Here is a 17,193-nt window from a genome sequence, read left to right as displayed (position 1 = left end):
TCCACCCAATGTATACAAAGTGAGAAACGGGTTCGGCAGGTGGAAAAAAGCGAAGATCCCTGCCGCCGCCGAAACCGCCAAGGCTTTTTGGCGCAGGATCTCTCGAAGCCTGTTGAGTAGAAAAGCGAGCAGGCAGAACTGCTGAAGAAAAGCCCAAGTCAGATGCCAGGGGATTCGACGGAGGTCCGGAAAGCCTCGCTCCATCGGCTCGAGGGAGGCCCGAAAGCAGAGCACCACCACGCCGGCGAAGAAGCCGGCCGCACCCAGGTAAATGGCCGACTCCTTCAGCAATCCATCCAGTTTTATCCCCATCTGCTGCCGCGTCGTGCGTCTCCTCCCGAGAGAAATGGCGGCCACCGACACGGCGCCGACGATGAAGAGCACGTCCCAGGGCGTCTTTCCGCCGGTTGCCGGAAGAACAATCCATAGGTGGACGGTGACGATCAAGATGAATGCGAGAGCGTCCATGAAAACTCTCCTCTTCGCATTCTAATCGAGGCGGCATGGGAATAGGGCAATCGCGTCGGGCTTCCAGCGCATGTTCAAATCCTGAACACGGTTAAGGGCGCGTTCCCCCTCCTTTCCGAAGAAGCGGGTAATTCGGGCTGGTCAAGGAGCGCCTCAGGGCCTATGTTGAACATCGCGTTCCCGGTGCGCCAGGACCGACTCACATGCCTGTGATGCTCGATGCGCTCTCGCCCGCCTTCTCCCCGAAGGGCTTGAAAACTTTTTCCTCCGCTGATTCGTGCTCGTCCCTCTGCGCCACGCGGAATTTTCCCCATGGAGGCGTTCACGAGCCCGTCGGCTCTTCGGGTCGCCCTGGCTCGAGCCCGAGAGAGGCCGCCATGCCGGACGCGAGATTCTGGGGCCTGGCGCTCTGGCTGATGATCGGGGTGTTGTTCGGAAGCGATGCTTCGGCGGTTTCGCCCGGGGCAGTCAAGAAAGGGGAGCGTTTCTACCTTGCCGCGCCCGTGAGCTATTGGGTCTACAGAGCCGATGCCAAAGCGTGCGGACTCCCTATGGGCCAGGTTCGGTGCGAAGGAAGCAAGGACCTCACGGTCTGTTTTTATGCGCAAGGTGCGTGTGAATGGGCGTACGCGGCGGACGCCGCCGCGGAGGAAAAGGTAGTCCTGTTCCCGGGTGAAGCGAGTTGCGGCGGATTCATGGTCGCTGGAGAGTGGTCCGCTGTGCTTTTTGCGTCGCCGGAAGAATGTCGGAATGCAGTCCCCGCAACTCGAAATCTCTTGATTGAGAAGGTCTTTGGGTACTATGGTTCCAGGATGATCGTCAGGCGCAAAAGCGACTGAGGGGAGAGGCACACAAAAATCGGAGCCGCTCAACCGCGATGCGTCCGTCACCGGGACGCGACGCGGGCAACAAGCGAAGCATGGATCGGTAATGCCCTACCGGCTTCTTGCCAACCTTGTCGTTCTGTCCCACCTGGCCTTTGTTCTATTCGCTGTATTCGGCGGGGTCCTGGTCTTCTGGTGGAAGCGCTGTGCCTGGCTTCACCTTCCAACCGTTCTATGGGCCGCGCTCATCGAGTTCGTGGGTTGGACCTGCCCCCTCACGCCGCTCGAAAACTGGCTCCGCGCGAGGGGCGGGGGTCCTGGTTACCAGGAGGGTTTCATCGAGCAGTACATTCTTCCCGTGCTCTACCCCGACTCGCTCACGCGGCCTTCGCAAGTCGCCTTGGGTGCGTTCGTCTTGGGGATCAACCTCGGGGTCTATGGGTGGGCCTTGCGTCACAGGGAGAGAAGGAATTCGGAGCGTCGACCGCCGCATCCGCCGAGCTGAAGGAACGATTTGCTGTCTGGGTGGCGATCCGGATATCGGGGCTCTATCGGGCCGATCATTCTCCGATTCTCGCCCTGGCGTGGGACTGAGGTAAGGGCACCGGCAGAACTTTCCGGCCGAAACCAGCATCGGATCCGAACCGGGCAAGGGGCGGTTCCGACCAACTAGTGTTGCGTTTCGGAAATCATGTTAACACCGAGGTCGCCGAGGCGCGCGGATCGCAAGGCGCGCCAGAGCGTCGCGTACCCAAGGCGGTACGCAAGCGAGGCGCAACGCGGCGAGCCGGGATGGATCGGGGGCCGAATGTAACATGATTTTTGAGACGCGACACTAGCTGTACCGCCTCCCGGAAGGTGCGTAGGCCCAGCGGAACGGTGCCGGCCGTCACTCGTTGCTTCACGCGTGACGGGCTTCCGCTCCAAGGGTCTTCGTTGAATCGCTGGGAGGCAGGTGTGCCGTCTCGACCCGGGACCTGACCCGCGGTGGAGGCCCCAACCTCAAGGAGGGTAGTCATGAGAAGCTCCAGATTCGCACGCGCGCTTTGGCTGCTGGCCCTGGTACTCATCGTGTCCGCAGGTTTCGCCGCGATAACCCTGGCGGGAAAGCCCCTTCCATGGAAGAGATGCACTACGACCGATGACTGCGGGGCTTCCGGTTTGCGATCGATACTGCAGGCCGGTGGAGGACTGCCCGCAGTAAGGAGCAGGCAGGTCTCTCAGTCGAACCTCCCGGAGGTCGCCGGCACCGCCTCCGGGACGTTTGAGAACCACTTCGATCTCCCGACACTCCATCCACAGGAAAGCGCCGCAGAGAAACATCGGCTTCCTGATACTCCCGCAGGGGTCCCGAGAGTCTCCTAACCCGTCGCCGGCTCCGAGGCTGCGACGTCGAGCGGCTCCGGCCGGGCGCCTTTGATCAGGAGCCACAGCATGATCACGATCTCCCCGAGGAGGGCGGGGAAGACGAGGTTCGATACGAGCTGCTCCTGTTGCGGCACCAGCAAGCCCGTCAAGCTGAGGATCAGGTAGGCGAAGCCGTTGAGGATCAGCCAGACACCCAGGAAGCGAGGCAGGAAGCGCGACCGGTACACCAGGATCCCCAAGGGGAAGAGCCATAGACCCCAGAGGATCTCGGCAGCCATGATTTCATGATGGTGCAGACGCAGGAACAGCATCGCCAGGCCGTCCCGCTGCGGCTTCTCGAATGCCGACAGGAAGTCGGCGCCGCGCACGAGAATCAGCGCCGCCGCGTCGTTCAGCACGTTGAGGAAGTCGATGGTGGCCGGCATCAGACCGCCGACGATCACCATCAACACGGCGAGGTTGCGGTCCACCCCCCGGAGCAACCGGTAAAGCGCGAGCAAGAGGAAGATCAAGACGGTCCCGCAGAGGAGGTCGCTGACGATGCCGAGACGGAACAGAAGCTCGTGCGCGGCGATGTTGTGGGCCGTCTCGGTCGCGTTCCCCCGGACGAACAGCCTGGAGGGGATATAGAGGAGGCGGATGGGAGCCAGGACAACCAGGAGCAGGTACAGAAATCCGGCGACTCTTCCGGGGTTGCGGGTCGATCGCATGTTCCCTCCTAGCCTGTCAATTCCACCCTGCGCCTCGTGATGGGGAAGGGCCTCGCGCTGGTGGGAATCGGAACGGTGACCGGGCGGGGCGAGGCTTCGCCGTCGAGCAGCTCATGAGCTCGATGTCGTTCAATGCCGGCGGCGTCGGCATCCTGGCATACGTCACCGTCGTGCCAACGATGTTCCTGGTGACCATCCAGGCGGCCTACGTGCCCGCGCGACGAGCCTCGCGGATTCCGCCCACCCTGGCGCTGCGGTGCGACTAGCGCGGGGAGTCGCCGCGGAGGTATGATAGGGTTCGCGCAGGGTCGAGGCGGTCCCGCGATTCCACGACTAAGCCGTAAAGATGGAGATTCGATGAGGCACATTAGATTTTCCGCGGTGGCTCTATCGCTCTGCATCGCGTGCGGATTGGCGGCCGCGCAGTCCGAGGCTTCCAAGCCGAACCCGAAGTTCGATCCCCGGCTGGCCAAGAAATACGGCGCCGACAAGAACGGGATGAAGACCTACGTCCTGGCCATACTCAAGACCGGGACGGCCAAGCTCCCTCCCGGCAAGGAACGGGACGAGATCTTCAAAGGCCATTTCGCCAATATCAAGCATCTCGCCGCCGAAGGGAAGCTCGCCGTCGCGGGTCCGTTCGACTCGAACTCCAGCGGGTTTCGCGGCATTTTCATCTTGAACGTACCGACCGTCGAAGAGGCCCGGAAGCTCACCGACACCGATCCGGTGGTGAAGTCCGGACTCATGGTGGTCGATCACTACGTCTGGCACGGCTCGGCCGCCCTCATGGCGACGCCGGAGCTCCACGAAGAGATCTCCGAGACGGCGCCCTGATTCGCGCCGATTGGAGGCTGAGGCGGCGGCGCCAGGACCGAGCTTCTGGACGAGATGCCGGATTCACTCGTCGCGCAGCAGGATCAAAGGGCTGATCGACAGCGCGCGCTGCGCCGGAATCCACGTGGCCACCAGGCCCAGCACCATCATGGCCACGACCACGCCGGTCAACACCAGCGGATCGCGGGGAGTCGCCTGATACACCAGAAAAGCGAGCACCCGGGCCGCCAGGAGCCCCAAGAGCAAGCCGGCCGCCGAGCCCCAAGCCAGCAGTTTGAAGGGACGACCCAAGGCGGCTTGCAATACTTCCTTGCGCTGGGCGCCGAGAGCCATGCGAATTCCCAGCTCCCGGATCCGTTTGCCGACGGAGTAGGCGGCGATGCCAAAGATGCCGGTGATCGAAAGCATCGCGGCCATCACGCCCAGCACCCCCAGCGCCACCGACGCCACCCGGGAAGGGAACAGGACCACGCTCATCGCCTGGGACCAGGTTTGGATGAAGCAGGGCAGTCCGGCATCCAGTTCCCGCAGCTTGTTCCTCATGGCGGCGGCCAATTGCCGCGGATCGCCGTCCGAGCGCACGATGAGCGACATCTCGCTGGTCGGCGATTGCAGGAGGGGGAGAAACATCGCCGGCTTTGAACTTTCGGTGAGGCTCTCGTATTTTCCGTCTTCGACGATACCCACGACCTGAATGCGCGTTCCATCCCTCCTTTTGAAATAACCGCCCAGGGCGTCGCCCGGGGAGCCGAAGATCCGGCGGGCGAACTCCCGGTTGATCACCGCCACGCTCGGCGCGCTCTGCTCGTCGTGCCAGGTGAGGTTTCGTCCGGACAGCAAAGCCGTCTCCGCGGCGTGGAAATAGCCCGGAGACACCGTGAACATCAGAGCCGCTGCCGTCGCATTCGCCGGCCTCAGATCGGTCGTCGCATCGGTGAACACGGTCGCGCCGGACCCGTCCCCCGTCGTCAGCGGCACCCAATCCACCAATCCCACCGACGATACGCCGGGAATCGCCTCCATCGCTTCAATCATGCGCCTCTGCATCGCCGGCACCGTGTCGCCGCGGTAACCCGCCATGCCCAAGCCCGTGCTGATCAGCATCGCGTGGCGCGGCTGAAAGCCGAAATCGGCGTGCAGCGTGCGCGCCAGTCCGCGCAAGGCGACCATCGATGACGTGACCAGCAGCGCGCAGATCGAGATTTGCCCCACCAGCAGCACATCCCGGAAAGGGATCCGCCGCCCCGCCCGGCCGGCGGATCCCGCTCTGATGATCTCGTACGGATTGGTGTGGAGCACTTGCCTTACCGGGACCGCGCCGAAGAGAAATCCGCTCGCCAGGGCCAGCAGCAACGCCACGCCGTAAACCTTCGCGTCCGGGCTCACGGGCACGTAGATGGGGAACTGGGAGAACGGATTCCACACGCGCAGCCAATCCAGCAGCCATACGCTGCCCCATAACCCGACCGCCCCTCCCATCAGGGAAATCAGTATCGCTTCGGTGAACAGCTGCCGCAGGAGGCGCAGGCGGCTCGCTCCCAGCGCGAGACGCAGAGCGACCTCCCGGGAACGGTCGGCGGCGCGCGCCGCGAACAGACTGCCCAGGTTGGCGCAGGCAGCGAGGAGAATCAGCCCCGCCAGCAGCATCAGCGCGGTCAGGAAGGCGCGCACCGGCCCCCCTAGGTATTCGCCGTAAAGGCCGGGCCGCGCCAGAGAATACTTCCAGGATCCATGCTCCTTCGGATAGGTCTTCTCCAGAGTCGCGCTGATCGAGTTGAAGTCGGCGGCAGCCTGTTCCGGGGTGATTCCCGCCTTCAGATGTCCCATCGTCATGAATACCCAACGGTTCCCCCGGGCGTTGAGGACGCTCACGCCCTCCAGCTCCTCCTGGTTGACCATCGGCATGAAGAAATCGGGGGAGAAGAACAACAGAGTGCCGCGAAACCCGGGCGGGGCGACGCCGAGGATGGTGAACGGATGCTTGTTCACCTGGACGGTGCGTCCCACCACGCTGCGATCCTCGTGAAAGCGGCTGTGCCAATAGGCATGCGACAGCACGATATAGGGAGCGCTGTTCGGGCCATGCTCGTCGGAATCATGGAAGTAGCGGCCCAGATGCGGCTGAACGCCCAAGACGTCGAAGTAGTTCCCGCTCACGGCGAGCAGCCACACGCGGGACGGGTTGTCGCCCGTATCGAGCCCCGCCTGCAGGATATTGTAGGCCGCCAGATCCTCGAAGCTGCGATTGCGGTCGCGCAGATCCAGGTAGTCCGGATAAGACTGGTTCGCGGAGTTGTCGGTCACACGATGGACGGAGTAGAGGCTCTCCGCGCGGGGGAGATCGAGGGGGCGCAGGATTAGAGCGTTCAACGCGGCGAAAACCACCGCGTTCGCCCCGATGCCCAATGCCAGCGTCGAGACGGCGACGAAAGTGAATCCGGGCGACTTCCGTAGCAGGCGGAGGCTGAAGCGGATGTCCTCGCCAAGAGTCTCGATGGAATTGCCGCCGAGCGCTTCGCGGCACTCTTCCTTGAACCGTTGCGGGCCGCCGAACTCGAGACGCGCCCGGCGTTCCGCCTCGGCGCGCTCCAGGCCAGCCGCTTCGAGATCATCGGCGCGATGCTGGAGGTGGAAGCGTAGCTCCTCCTCGATGTCCTCCTCGATCCGCGAGCGATGCAGGAACCGGACGGTGAGCGATCGAAGGTAGCCCGGGAATTTCATGCTTTCTCCGGTTCCGCGGCCAAGGCGGAAGCCATGGCGGCGGCGAGGCGGCCCCATTCGTCGGTTTCTTCCCGGAGGCGCTTGCGCCCCGAAGGCGTGAGCTCGTAGAACTTGGCGCGACGATTGTTCTCGGACGTGCCCCAGCTGGCGTTCAGAAGGCCTTGACGCACCAGACGGAACAAGGCGGGATAGAGCGCGCCCTGCTCGATGAGCAGCGCTCGCCCGGAGATCTGTCCGATGCGCAAAAGGACGCCGTAGCCGTGCAGGGGACCGAGAGAGACTGCTTTCAGGATCAAAAGATCGAGGGTTCCCGGGAGGAGCTGCGCCTGGCCGGACATGGACACTCCTAAAGTGGTTAGGAGTCTATTCGATTCTTTCCTAAGCTGTCAAGGAGAGAATCGGCGAGCTGATCAATAAGATGAAGCGGCCCAAGAGGAATGATTCGCGGGGCACCGGAGTGGCGAGCGGCCGGGAAAAATGCGGATCGGCGGAGGGGCGGGGAAGGCTCGGCCGGAATCGGTCCGGTGTCGCAACCGGCAGATCTGGCGCTATCATCTGGCTCGACGCAAGGCAAGTCGTGGGCAGGCTTGGCTTTGGCGCGTTATTCCGATTAATTGTGGAAATCGGCGAACGAAACGGCCGGATCGCGTGTTCTTGAGAGCATGAAGAACTCGTGGACCGGCGGCGAGGCGGCTTACGAAGTGGAACCCCTTGAGGAGAATCTCGCGCTTGCGGTCCACCGGGGCGAGCCGGGAGCCTTCGAACGACTCATCGATCGTTATGAGGCGGCGCTGTCCGGCTACGCGCACGGGATCCTGCAAAGCGTCCCGGATGCCCAGGAGGTAATGCAGGAGGTCCTGGTCCGGGCGCACCGGGCGCTCTGCCGCCAGTACGATGAGTCGAAATGCGCGTCCCTCGCGGTGAGGCCATGGTTGTTTCGGATGGTCCGCAATCTGTGCCTGAACAAGCGCCGCTCGAAGAGCCGCCAGCTGGAGCAGCCGCTGGAGGCCTTCGACGACAATCGTATGGGACCGTTCGTGAAGACCGCCGGAACCGAGTTCGAGCGCCAGGAAGAGGTCGATCTCCTTCGGGGGGCGCTTTCCCGGCTTCCGGTCGAGGCGCGGGAGTTGATTGTGCTGCGGTTCATGGAGGAAATGTCCTACGCGGAGATCGCCAAGACGGTGGGGTCGACGGAGGCGTCGCTTCGGGGAAAGATCTTTCGCTCCCTCAAGCTGCTCCGGGACGCGTTGGACAGGAAGGGAGTCACTTATGCGATGTAGGGCGGCCTTGATCAAAATCGACGCGCTGCGGACCGGGGAGCTGAAACCGGCGGAGCAGGGGGAGGTCCATGAGCACCTGCGAACCTGTCGCAGCTGCGACGAGTCGCTGGGAGACGTGGAGCGCCTGGCGCGAGCCGTGAAGGCTCTCGCTCCCGCCGTTCCCCGTTCCCTTCGGGAGTCGAACGCCATCGCGGATGGGCTCGACCGCGTCACCGAGACGCAGCCCGCCGTCTGGGTGGCGTTCTCGGATCGAGGAATCCGCATGATCCATCCGTCCGGCCCCGAGGAGGAATTCCGAACCCGGTACGCGAGGCGCCACGGACGATCCCTGACCCGCCGGAGCCTTCCCAAAACCCTGCGGGACCAGGTCGTCGCGGCTCTCGCGGGCGGGGGAACCGCCAGGCCCGCGGTGGACTTCGGAGAGATCGGCAAGCTCGAGGAGGAAGTGCTCAAGGCCTTGCTGCGCGTCCCGCACGGGGAGGTGAGATCCTACTCGTGGCTGGCGCAGGAGATTGGCCGGCCGAAGGCCGTCCGGGCCGTTGCCAACGTGGTGGCCCGAAACTTCGTCCCTTTCCTCGTGCCATGCCATCGAATCGTTCCGGCCCAGGGAGGCGTGGGCCGGTACGGGTTCGGGGGCGACGCCAAGCGTGCCTTGCTCGCACGGGAAGGAGTCGACGTCGAGCGGCTCGAACGTCTGGCGCGGGAGCAGATACGCTTCATCGGCTCCCGGACCACGCGGGTCGCCTGCGTGCCGACCTGCCGCGACGCGCGACGGATTCGCGACAAGAATCGAGTCGTGTTCCACGGAGTCCGGGAAGCGGTCAAGGGGGGGTTCCGGCCTTGCCGGCGATGCCGTCCCTTCGCCGCTTGAGGAGGCCGGGATGAGCGTGCCGTTGAGCCATGCGGAAGCTCCCGGGACGGGGATTCCCGCTCGCCGAACGTCCCCAGGCTCGCCGCGAATCCCGGCGTCCCCGGGAGTGGATCTCCACGCCGTCTCGCGCCCGGCGCGGACGTTCACGGGAGACTTCTATTTCGTCCATGAAGACGAGCAGGGAATCTGGGTCGTCCTGGGCGACGTGGCCGGAAAGGGGCTCCCGGCGGCGGTGACCATGGCGATGATTCAAGAGGAGTTGGATCACCGCATCGCCGCATGGGTGGAAGCACGAAGCGATCCGGCGGAGATCATGCTGCACCTGCACGGATTCCTGGAGCCCATTCTTCCGGCCAACCGTTTCGCCACGGCCGTGGTCGGGCATCTGCGGAGAGACGGCTGGCTGGCGATTGCCAACGCCGGTCAGTGCCCGCCCCTGGTCGCGAGGAGAAACGGCGCGATTGAATCGTTCTCTTCGACCGGTCCCGTGGTGGGCCCCCTTCCCAACCCTCGGTGGTCGTCGCGCACGACGGCCTTGAAGCCGGGCGACACCCTCCTGCTGTACAGCGACGGCCTGATCGAAACAAGATCTCGCGGCGGGGAAGAGTTCGGCCTGGCTGCGGTGCGCTCGGCGCTGAGCTCCGCCGCCTGCACCGAACCCAGCGCGATGAAGATCAACGAGAGAATCCTGGAGGCGTTCGATCGCCATGCCCGGGGCGCCCGTGATGACGATCTCACGCTCGTGGTCATGAGCCGCTGAGCCGAACCGACTTCCTGCCAAGCCCCGAGCAGGCTTCCAGGCCGAATCGCTCCAAGCTCTCGCCGCATCACTTCGAGATGTCCGCCGCCGTCGGGGGCCCCTCTACCCAATTGAGGTCCCACGCGCTGTCGACGGTGATGAAGGTCAGCGAGCCCGCTGGAAGCCAGGCTTCATGAACCATCTTCGCCGGGATGTAATTGAAATCTCCCGAACCCAATTCCGCCCGCTTGCCGTCGCATTCGAAGACCGCCCTCCCGGCGATCATGGTGTGGGTCTCGTTGGCGGAATGCCAATGCTTGCGGACGTGGATTCCCTTCGGCGTCCGGATGAGCAGCTGGGTCGCCTGCGTCTCGGGGTCGACGCGCAGGATGGCTATCTCAGGAGACATTTCCCCCAGGTCGGGCATGATCTTCTCCCACTTCGCGTCCCGAACCTTGGTGAACACCGCGTGAGCCGGGGCGGACGCGGGCTCGGCCCCCCTCGTCGAACCCATCCCGAAGCCGAAAGCGGCCAGGGCAACGATCAACGCTCGCTGAGTAGTTCTCATGGTTCAAGCCCTCCTTCAAAAGTGTCCGAATCGTACCAAATACCTGGCCATTCGGTCGCGGGATCTGGTTGAATAGCTCCTCGTCGGAATGGGTGCGCGGTATAGCGTCGTGATCCGATAGACAGCACCGCCGCAACGGCACCGGAAGCCCATGGCGGGCTCCGGTTTCGAGGAGAGCATGAACGAAATCGTCGAATGGATTCAGTACGCCGCTCGATTCCCGCTGATAACCATCTTCGGGACGGAGGTCACCCCGGGGCGCATCGCTCTGGCCCTCTTCGTGGTCGTCGCCTTCTACTCCGTGTCGTGGAGCCTGAAGCGCCTCATCCGCGGGCGGCTGGCCGGACGCCTGCGCGTCGATCAGCGGGTGCTCTATGCCTCCCTGCAGATCCTGCACTGGCTGCTGTTGTTCTTGGGCGTCTTCCTGGCGCTGCAGGTTCTCGGGTTCAACTTGACGAGCCTGGCCGTGGCCGCCGGCTTCCTGGGGGTTGGAATCGGTCTGGGCCTTCAGAACGTGGTGGCGAACTTCGTCGCGGGCATCCTCCTCCTGTTCGAGCAGTCGCTGGCGGTCGGGGACCGGGTGGAAGTGGGCGGGCACTATGGCGACGTCCAGAAGATCACGATGCGCGCCACGGAAATCCGCACCCGGGACAACATCGCGATCATCGTGCCCAATTCGCGGTTCATCGATTCCGAGGTGATCAACTGGTCGCATGGCGATCGACGGGTCCGGGAGCACGTGCGAGTGGGAGTTGCCCACGGCTCCGACGTGGAGGTGGTACGCGAAACGCTCCTGCGCGCCGCCGCCGAGCACCCGAGAGTCCTGAAGGACCCGCCTCCCCGCGTGTGGTTCCTCGACTTCGGGGAATCTTCCCTCATCTTCGAGCTCCTCGTCTGGATTTCGGAGCCCCTGGGAAGGCAGCAGATTCGCAGCGACTTGCACTTCTCCATCAACCGGATCTTCCGCGAGTCGGGCATCCGGCTGCCCTTTCCTCAAATGGATCTCCACGTCCGCGATTGGAACCCGCTTCCCCCGGCGGCAGGGCCGCTTCCGGCGGCGCGCGACGCCGACAAGTCCTGACGCACCGCGGGCCAATGTCCGCGGACGGCTCGCGAGCGGCCATCGGAGCTTCGTTGGGACGGCGCGCTGGCGGCCGAGACATCTTCTTACAGCTTCCGCTAAGAACTTTGTGCCTTCTTCGTACATTCAATGGGAGCCGGAACGTCGGGCGGCCTCGCGGTCCCCGGGAGTCTTCAGCCGTCCCGGCGCTGGAGGTCGACCCTGAAGAAGCCGCGATCGTCGCTGGACCGCCGGAGCCGTCCCATGCAGAGCGTCCGAGCCCTCCGCACCGCCCTGGCCGCGGCCGGGCCGACACCCTCATGCTGCATTCCCGGCCTTCCCCCGAGGAGCTCCCGGGCCGGGTGCGAACCGATTCAGTGCTCCCTCGGCTCGGCAGGCTCCGAGCCGATGCGGCGCGAGGTCTTCTGGTCGGTGAGGCCGGCCACTCCCGCCCATCCCGGTTCGTGAGTGTCGTACGAGATCAGCTGGGGCCACTTCGCCACAATCATTCCCAGGCCGGCGAGGCATCCGATCCCGCCCGTCACGATGGCGACGGGAGCGCCGAAGACCTGGGCCACCGCTCCGGCCTCGATCTCGCCCAATTGCGGCCCTCCCTGGAAGAAGATCTGATTGATGCTCGTCATCCGGCCCCGGATGTGGTCCGGCGTCTGCAGCTGCCGGATGGTGTTCCGGATGATCGTGCTGACGGAGTCGGCCGCACCCGTGAGGGCGAGCAGGAACCAGGCCAGCGGGAAGGAGCGCGTGATCCCGAAGAGGACCGTGCCCGATCCGAATACGATCACCGCGCCGAGCAGAAGAGGCCCCTGCCTTCTCAGGACGCGCAGCTGCGAGATGATCAAGCCCGCCAGGACGGCTCCGACCGATTGCGCGGCCGAGAGCCAGCCGTATTCCACCACCCCCACCTTCAGGACGTCGCGCGCGATGATCGGCATCAGCGTGTTGGCGGAGGCGAAGAACGTCGCCACGAAATCCAGCAACATGGAGGAGAGGATGATCGGCCGCGCGCCGATGAACCGCATCCCCTCCCGAATCGCCGATCGGCTCACGCCGCCCGACTCGGCCCATCGCTTCTGCGGGACGTCTCCAATCAAGGCCAAGGCAACGATGACCGCCAAGAACGACGCGGCGTTGAGGTAATAGACCGCCTCCTGTCCGGCCAGGACGATCACGATCCCGCTCAGCGCCGGGCCGATCACGGCACCGGCCTGGAAGGCGATGGAAGTCAGGCTGAAGGCGTTGGGCAGATTCCGCGCGGGCACCAGATTCGGGATGAGCGCCTGGCGGGCCGGGCCGTCGAAGGCCACCGCCACCGCCTGAATCGCGGTCAGCGCGTAGATGTGCGCCAGGCCGATGTGCCCGAACTGGGTGAGCAGCCCGAGTATCAAGGCCACGCATCCCGCGCCGATCTGTGTGATGAAGAGAATCCGCCGCCGGCTATAGGAATCGGCGACCGCCCCCGCGACGGGGGAAAAGAGGATGACGGGCAGGATGCGCGCGAGGCCAATCCCTCCCAGGGCGATCGGCTGATGGGTCAGGGAGCGGATGTGCCAGAAGAGGGCCCAGACCTGCATCTGGGACCCGGCGATGGAGATGAGCTGCCCAAGCCACAGCAGGAAGAAGCCCCGGTGCTTCAAAGCCGGAGGTATCCGAGGCCTGATCATGATTGCGAATCACCCTGGGAGGTTCGCTTGCCTCGCTCGAGCCGATTCCCGTCGACCCACGCGGCGCAAGACAATAACCTCTACGGCACGCGGAGCGCCAGCGGCGACGCTCCACGGTGCTTTCCGCTGGAGGCTATGGAGGGATTGGGTAGATCAGATGAACAGGCTCGTCCGCGACTTCAAGGAGTCGGCGAGGAACGTGGCGACGCCGCCGCACTCGAGGCCGTCCTGAAGCTCGGACGGCTTGATCCCCATCACGTCCCGGGACATCTCGCAGGCGATCATCCGGACGCCGAGCTCGCGGGCGAGCGCGATCATTCCCTCGAGCGACGTGACGTTCCTCTGCTTCATCATGGTCCGCAACATCTTCGCCCCCACGCCGAAGTAGTTCATCTTCGAGACGGGAAGGCTCTCGCTCGACCCGGGCGACATGACGGCCATCGCCTTCTGGAAGAAGCTTTTCCCTTGGAGGTCGGTCGATTTCTTGAGGACCGAGAGCCCCCAGAAGGTGAAGAACATGCTCACCTGCTGGCCCATCGCGGCGGCGCCCGTGGCGATCACGAACGCGGCGAGGACCCTGTCGAGGTCCCCCGAAAAGACGACGAGGGCCACGCGGTCCTCCGCGGTACGCTCGTCGATCCCCGCGAGGCGCTCCTGCAGCGCCGCGAGGCGCTCTTCCAGCGCCGGTAGGCGCTCTTCAACGCCGCGCACCCTGTCTTCGAGCGACCGTTCGCGAGTGTCGGGAATCGTCGAATGCTCCATGATCTCTCTTTCCGGAATTAGGTGGCGCGCTTCACGAAATGGACGTAGACGCTGGCGCCATCCAGCGTCTCCGTCTCCTGGGCCAGCAGCTCGACGTTCTTCGCCACCTTCGCCCATCCTTGGAAGTCGGCGACGGAGCCGCGGTCGGTGGATAGCACCTTCAGCACCTGCCCCGGCTCGAGCTTGCCGATCTCCTTACGTGCGTTGACGAGCGGCATGGGGCAGTTGAGGCCGCGCGCGTCCAGCAGTTTGTCGAAGCCCTGACTCATCGTCCTCCTCCACCGGGCTCGCCGTATGCCTGGGAGAGAGCGCAGACGTTCTTGCCCAGCTCGAGTGTCGAGGCTTGATCCTCATCGGGTGAGAGCAGCCCCGTATTGACCCGCTTGATGTCCACGTACTCGGGAATGAACTTCGGAAGGCTCTCCATCAGATAACGCACGAAACCGTCCTCGCTTTCTTTTTGGAGGGCCAGGAGGCCGTCGTTGCGACGCTTCAGGCCGCCGAGAGGCGCCGCGAAAAGACCGCCTTCGTCCGCCTCGTCGAGCCCGCTGAAGTGGCCGGGCAGGACGACGGTGCGATCGGGTAGCGCCAAAAGCCGTCGCAGGGAACGCCCGTGAAGGGGAGCCCACGCCTCGGCTTTCCCGCCGAGATCGGGGCGCGCGATCGAACGGATGAAGATGCTGTCGCCGGCGAAGAGATACTCGTCGTCGAGCCGAAAGGCTACGAGGCCGAGGGTATGCCCGGGGATGTGCATGACGGTGAGGGTGCGGCGTCCGGCCCGGAGCGCCTGCCCGTCGCGGAGCGGCTCGTAGGAAATCGTCACGGGCAGGAGGTCCATCGGGTGAATGGCATCGTACGGATGCAGGTGGTAAGGCGCGCCCGCGGCGGCGGCGAGCGCCGGGCCGCCGCTGATGTGGTCCGCATGACTGTGGGTGTCGAGGACGCCATCGATGATGAAGTCTTTGGCTTTCGCGAGATCGAGATAGGGATCGAGGCGGCGCAAAGGGTCGATGACCAGCGCCCGTCCCTCATTCGCGATCACGTAGCTCAGGCACCCCCGGGCCGGCCGGGCGACCTGATAGATGGCGAGATCCGCCGTCTCGACGACGGCGCGTATGGCGCAGTGATCGGCCCAGGATTTCATGCCGCCCTGGAGGCTGACGCATGCGTAGCCCAGACGCCGCAGCCCCCGGGCGACGTGCTCCGAGGTCTCGCCCTTGGCGCAGACGGCGAGGACCGCCCGATCCGTCGGAAGCTGGCTCCGGAGGTCCCGCTCGGCGTAGGCGATGAGGGAATCCTCCATCTCGTCCTTGCCGCCCAGCTCGAGCATCTCGAAGTAAGGAACGTTGATCGAAGGCAGGGGCTCGCGGCCCTCGATCTGAAACCGCTCGAACTCGTCCCGGTTGCGCACGTCGAGAACGAAAAACCTCTCGCGGCGCTCGAGCCGTCCCAAAAGGTCCCGTGACGTCCAGAAGTCCGCGGAAGGGGTAGTGGCCACCGGTTGCTCTCGATTTCCGCTAGTATAACCCTTCTCAAGCGGTTTTTGGACGACAGGGCTCGGGCGCGTCGACCCTTGGCGGCCATCCTACCCCAAACGCGCAACGATCAGGGAGTCGCGCGGCTTTCCGCCGCTTGCGGCGCATCGTCGGTTCGGTAGCCTCCGTGCTTGAATCGCCGGGCGGAATGGCAGAGAATCAATCGATCGTCCTTCCCGAATCCGAGACTCAGCGTCGCGTTCCGGGCAATCCCGCCTCCCAAGCGGATGGGACACGCCCTCATGAAGGAGACGAGTGATGGATACTTACTACCATCCCCCTGACTTGGGCCGGTTTGCCGAGATGGGTCAAGGGAATCCGGAGCTCTGGGAGAAATTCATGGGTTACTATGCGGCGGTCTTCGCCGAAGGAACCCTCACCGAGCGCGAGAAGGCGTTGATCGCCCTGGGGGTCGCCCACGCGGTCCAGTGCCCTTATTGCATCGACGCGTATACTCAGGCGTGTCTGGAGAAGGGATCGAACGTGGAGGAGATGACCGAAGCGGTCCACGTAGCGTGCGCCATCCGCGGCGGAGCGTCGCTGGTCCACGGTGTTCAGATGCGTAACGTCGCGAAGAAGCTCTCGATGTGACGTCGCTTCACCGTCACAGGGGAGAAGGTCGATGAGCGTCGCACTCAGCCTCAAGGCGCGGGCGAATCGCCTCGCCTCGCCCGAGGAACAGCTCAAGATCCTATCCGACCCGAACGGCTTCCAGCCGTTCGAACAGAGAGTGGCGGGTGCCGGGCTCGTCCCGTTGCGCTGCACGGGAATCACCGTCTTCCAGATCAACGTCGGGAAGCTCTGCAACCAGACCTGCGCGCACTGTCACGTCGACGCCGGCCCCGATCGCCGGGAGAGCATGACGCCGGAGACGGTGGAGCTCTGCCTGCGGGCGCTGGCGCGCACCGACATCCCGACGGTGGACATCACCGGCGGGGCGCCGGAGCTGAATCCCGTGTTCCGCTCCTTGGTGGAGCGGGCCGCCGGGCTGGGACGCCACGTGATGGACCGGTGCAATCTCACCGTGCTTCTCCTCCCCTCGCAGGCCGACCTCGGGGAGTTCCTGGCCCGGCACAAGGTCGAGATCGTCGCGTCGCTTCCTTACTATCGCTCCGCGCCCACCGACGCGCAGCGCGGCGAAGGGGTCTTCCAGAAGTCGGTCGAGGCGATGCGGCGGCTGAACTCGCTGGGCTACGGGTGTCCGGGAAGCGGACTGACGCTGAACCTGGTCTACAACCCGGTGGGTGCGTTCCTTCCTCCCAAGCAGGAGGGGATCGAAGCGCAGTTCAAGAGGGAGCTGGAGAAGCGCCACGGCGTGGTCTTCAACCGCCTCTTCACGATCACCAACATGCCGATCAGCCGGTTTTTGGAGTTTCTGCTCGAGACGGGGAATTACGACGGCTACATGGAGCGGCTGGCCAACGCCTTCAATCCCTCCGCGACGGAGGGCCTGATGTGCCGCTACACCCTTTCGGTGGGTTGGGACGGCGCGCTCTACGATTGCGACTTCAACCAGATGCTGGAGCTGAAGATCGGTTTCGGCGCGCCCGCCCACATCCGCGACTTCGACGCCGAGAAGCTCCACCGGCGCCGGATCGTCACCAACAACCACTGCTACGGCTGCACCGCCGGATCCGGCTCCTCCTGCGGCGGTTCCATCACCTGAGACCGCGCGCCGATTGCGTCCTCCGTCGAGAGCGGTCGCGCCAACCGACTTCCGGAAGCAACGGCCCTTGAGCCAGCGATCCCACCCGTCGCGCAGGGTCAG

General features: G+C 64.6%; 20 protein-coding genes. 10 read left to right on the top strand and 10 right to left on the bottom strand.

Features of this window, described 5'->3' with window-relative positions:
* A partial coding sequence (locus VGR67_16545; GenBank protein ID HEV8338021.1) for a hypothetical protein occupies positions 1 to 468 on the bottom strand: 468 nt, incomplete at its 3' end.
* A gap of 377 nt (positions 469 to 845) precedes the next feature.
* On the opposite strand from VGR67_16545, the gene VGR67_16540 reads away from it, so the two are divergent.
* Positions 846 to 1,307, top strand: coding sequence for a hypothetical protein (locus VGR67_16540; protein HEV8338020.1), 462 nt, complete (start codon positions 846 to 848; stop codon positions 1,305 to 1,307).
* Between the two features lie 91 nt (positions 1,308 to 1,398).
* Entirely contained in the window at positions 1,399 to 1,797 is a 399-nt protein-coding gene (locus tag VGR67_16535; GenBank protein HEV8338019.1) for a DUF2784 domain-containing protein, read from the top strand.
* Positions 1,798 to 2,653: 856 nt separating this feature from the next.
* On the opposite strand, the gene VGR67_16530 is transcribed toward VGR67_16535, so the two are convergent.
* Positions 2,654 to 3,370 carry a DUF4386 domain-containing protein gene (locus VGR67_16530; protein ID HEV8338018.1) on the bottom strand — a complete coding sequence of 239 codons (717 nt, stop codon included), beginning with the start codon at positions 3,368 to 3,370 and terminating at the stop codon, positions 2,654 to 2,656.
* 113 nt (positions 3,371 to 3,483) lie between these two features.
* On the opposite strand from VGR67_16530, the gene VGR67_16525 reads away from it, so the two are divergent.
* Together VGR67_16525 and VGR67_16520 are read left to right on the top strand one after the other, a co-directional pair.
* Positions 3,484 to 3,636 carry a hypothetical protein gene (locus VGR67_16525; protein ID HEV8338017.1) on the top strand — a complete coding sequence of 51 codons (153 nt, stop codon included), beginning with the start codon at positions 3,484 to 3,486 and terminating at the stop codon, positions 3,634 to 3,636.
* Between the two features lie 91 nt (positions 3,637 to 3,727).
* On the top strand, positions 3,728 to 4,207 hold the full coding sequence (locus VGR67_16520) for a YciI family protein (protein HEV8338016.1): 480 nt from the start codon (positions 3,728 to 3,730) through the stop codon (positions 4,205 to 4,207).
* Positions 4,208 to 4,270: 63 nt separating this feature from the next.
* Here VGR67_16520 and VGR67_16515 read toward each other — a convergent pair whose 3' ends face one another.
* Complete coding sequence (locus VGR67_16515; GenBank protein HEV8338015.1) at positions 4,271 to 6,928, bottom strand: ABC transporter permease; 2,658 nt, start codon at positions 6,926 to 6,928, stop codon at positions 4,271 to 4,273.
* Entirely contained in the window at positions 6,925 to 7,266 is a 342-nt protein-coding gene (locus VGR67_16510; protein HEV8338014.1) for a PadR family transcriptional regulator, read from the bottom strand. Before VGR67_16510 ends, VGR67_16515 begins: the two co-directional genes overlap by 4 nt.
* Positions 7,267 to 7,590: 324 nt before the next feature.
* Here VGR67_16510 and VGR67_16505 point away from each other — a divergent pair, with 324 nt between their 5' ends.
* Genes VGR67_16505 through VGR67_16495 form a run of 3 tightly spaced genes read left to right on the top strand, consistent with a single transcriptional unit; the run spans position 7,591 to position 9,839 of the window.
* The gene (locus VGR67_16505) at positions 7,591 to 8,208 is read left to right on the top strand and encodes an RNA polymerase sigma factor (GenBank protein ID HEV8338013.1); all 618 of its coding nucleotides are present in this window, start codon (positions 7,591 to 7,593) and stop codon (positions 8,206 to 8,208) included.
* Between the two features lie 7 nt (positions 8,209 to 8,215).
* Positions 8,216 to 9,079, top strand: coding sequence for a methylated-DNA--[protein]-cysteine S-methyltransferase (locus VGR67_16500; protein HEV8338012.1), 864 nt, complete (start codon positions 8,216 to 8,218; stop codon positions 9,077 to 9,079).
* Positions 9,080 to 9,089: 10 nt separating this feature from the next.
* Positions 9,090 to 9,839 (top strand): PP2C family protein-serine/threonine phosphatase, encoded by a 750-nt coding sequence (locus tag VGR67_16495; GenBank protein HEV8338011.1) that lies wholly within the window; start codon positions 9,090 to 9,092, stop codon positions 9,837 to 9,839.
* Positions 9,840 to 9,906: 67 nt separating this feature from the next.
* On the opposite strand, the gene VGR67_16490 is transcribed toward VGR67_16495, so the two are convergent.
* Positions 9,907 to 10,386 carry a cupin domain-containing protein gene (locus VGR67_16490; protein HEV8338010.1) on the bottom strand — a complete coding sequence of 160 codons (480 nt, stop codon included), beginning with the start codon at positions 10,384 to 10,386 and terminating at the stop codon, positions 9,907 to 9,909.
* A 178-nt stretch (positions 10,387 to 10,564) separates the two neighbouring features.
* Here VGR67_16490 and VGR67_16485 point away from each other — a divergent pair, with 178 nt between their 5' ends.
* Positions 10,565 to 11,467 (top strand): mechanosensitive ion channel domain-containing protein, encoded by a 903-nt coding sequence (locus VGR67_16485; GenBank protein HEV8338009.1) that lies wholly within the window; start codon positions 10,565 to 10,567, stop codon positions 11,465 to 11,467.
* Positions 11,468 to 11,640: 173 nt separating this feature from the next.
* Here the strand turns inward: VGR67_16485 and VGR67_16480 are convergent, their stop codons facing one another.
* From VGR67_16480 to VGR67_16460, 5 genes are all read right to left on the bottom strand, one after another.
* Positions 11,641 to 11,775: a hypothetical protein gene (locus VGR67_16480; GenBank protein HEV8338008.1), complete on the bottom strand. Its 135-nt coding sequence runs from the start codon at positions 11,773 to 11,775 to the stop codon at positions 11,641 to 11,643.
* A 45-nt stretch (positions 11,776 to 11,820) separates the two neighbouring features.
* Positions 11,821 to 13,101 (bottom strand): MFS transporter, encoded by a 1,281-nt coding sequence (locus VGR67_16475; protein HEV8338007.1) that lies wholly within the window; start codon positions 13,099 to 13,101, stop codon positions 11,821 to 11,823.
* A gap of 180 nt (positions 13,102 to 13,281) precedes the next feature.
* The gene (locus tag VGR67_16470; protein HEV8338006.1) at positions 13,282 to 13,890 is read right to left on the bottom strand and encodes a DsrE/DsrF/DrsH-like family protein; all 609 of its coding nucleotides are present in this window, start codon (positions 13,888 to 13,890) and stop codon (positions 13,282 to 13,284) included.
* Between the two features lie 17 nt (positions 13,891 to 13,907).
* A complete protein-coding gene (locus VGR67_16465; GenBank protein ID HEV8338005.1) occupies positions 13,908 to 14,159 on the bottom strand; it encodes a sulfurtransferase TusA family protein in 252 nt (83 codons plus the stop codon).
* Entirely contained in the window at positions 14,156 to 15,388 is a 1,233-nt protein-coding gene (locus VGR67_16460; GenBank protein HEV8338004.1) for an MBL fold metallo-hydrolase, read from the bottom strand. Before VGR67_16460 ends, VGR67_16465 begins: the two co-directional genes overlap by 4 nt.
* A gap of 295 nt (positions 15,389 to 15,683) precedes the next feature.
* Here VGR67_16460 and VGR67_16455 point away from each other — a divergent pair, with 295 nt between their 5' ends.
* Together VGR67_16455 and arsS are read left to right on the top strand one after the other, a co-directional pair.
* On the top strand, positions 15,684 to 16,016 hold the full coding sequence (locus VGR67_16455; GenBank protein HEV8338003.1) for an arsenosugar biosynthesis-associated peroxidase-like protein: 333 nt from the start codon (positions 15,684 to 15,686) through the stop codon (positions 16,014 to 16,016).
* A gap of 31 nt (positions 16,017 to 16,047) precedes the next feature.
* The gene (gene arsS / locus VGR67_16450) at positions 16,048 to 17,091 is read left to right on the top strand and encodes an arsenosugar biosynthesis radical SAM (seleno)protein ArsS (protein HEV8338002.1); all 1,044 of its coding nucleotides are present in this window, start codon (positions 16,048 to 16,050) and stop codon (positions 17,089 to 17,091) included.
* The last annotated feature ends 102 nt before the right edge of the window (positions 17,092 to 17,193 follow it).

The organism is Candidatus Polarisedimenticolia bacterium (assembly GCA_036004685.1).
GTDB lineage: Bacteria > Acidobacteriota > Polarisedimenticolia > Gp22-AA2 > AA152 > DASYRE01.
This window is presented reverse-complemented; position numbering and strand designations above follow the sequence as displayed.

What these genes read in the sequence shown, in the direction of transcription:
- VGR67_16540 (HEV8338020.1), top strand. Translation starts at nt 846, where the DNA reads ATGCCGGACGCGAGATTCTGGGGCCTGGCGCTCTGGCTGATGATCGGG.
- VGR67_16535 (HEV8338019.1), top strand. Translation starts at nt 1,399, where the DNA reads ATGCCCTACCGGCTTCTTGCCAACCTTGTCGTTCTGTCCCACCTGGCC.
- VGR67_16530 (HEV8338018.1), bottom strand. Translation starts at nt 3,370, where the DNA reads ATGCGATCGACCCGCAACCCCGGAAGAGTCGCCGGATTTCTGTACCTG.
- VGR67_16525 (HEV8338017.1), top strand. Translation starts at nt 3,484, where the DNA reads ATGAGCTCGATGTCGTTCAATGCCGGCGGCGTCGGCATCCTGGCATAC.
- VGR67_16520 (HEV8338016.1), top strand. Translation starts at nt 3,728, where the DNA reads ATGAGGCACATTAGATTTTCCGCGGTGGCTCTATCGCTCTGCATCGCG.
- VGR67_16515 (HEV8338015.1), bottom strand. Translation starts at nt 6,928, where the DNA reads ATGAAATTCCCGGGCTACCTTCGATCGCTCACCGTCCGGTTCCTGCAT.
- VGR67_16510 (HEV8338014.1), bottom strand. Translation starts at nt 7,266, where the DNA reads ATGTCCGGCCAGGCGCAGCTCCTCCCGGGAACCCTCGATCTTTTGATC.
- VGR67_16505 (HEV8338013.1), top strand. Translation starts at nt 7,591, where the DNA reads ATGAAGAACTCGTGGACCGGCGGCGAGGCGGCTTACGAAGTGGAACCC.
- VGR67_16495 (HEV8338011.1), top strand. Translation starts at nt 9,090, where the DNA reads ATGAGCGTGCCGTTGAGCCATGCGGAAGCTCCCGGGACGGGGATTCCC.
- VGR67_16490 (HEV8338010.1), bottom strand. Translation starts at nt 10,386, where the DNA reads ATGAGAACTACTCAGCGAGCGTTGATCGTTGCCCTGGCCGCTTTCGGC.
- VGR67_16485 (HEV8338009.1), top strand. Translation starts at nt 10,565, where the DNA reads ATGAACGAAATCGTCGAATGGATTCAGTACGCCGCTCGATTCCCGCTG.
- VGR67_16480 (HEV8338008.1), bottom strand. Translation starts at nt 11,775, where the DNA reads ATGCAGCATGAGGGTGTCGGCCCGGCCGCGGCCAGGGCGGTGCGGAGG.
- VGR67_16470 (HEV8338006.1), bottom strand. Translation starts at nt 13,890, where the DNA reads ATGGAGCATTCGACGATTCCCGACACTCGCGAACGGTCGCTCGAAGAC.
- VGR67_16465 (HEV8338005.1), bottom strand. Translation starts at nt 14,159, where the DNA reads ATGAGTCAGGGCTTCGACAAACTGCTGGACGCGCGCGGCCTCAACTGC.
- VGR67_16455 (HEV8338003.1), top strand. Translation starts at nt 15,684, where the DNA reads ATGGATACTTACTACCATCCCCCTGACTTGGGCCGGTTTGCCGAGATG.
- arsS (HEV8338002.1), top strand. Translation starts at nt 16,048, where the DNA reads ATGAGCGTCGCACTCAGCCTCAAGGCGCGGGCGAATCGCCTCGCCTCG.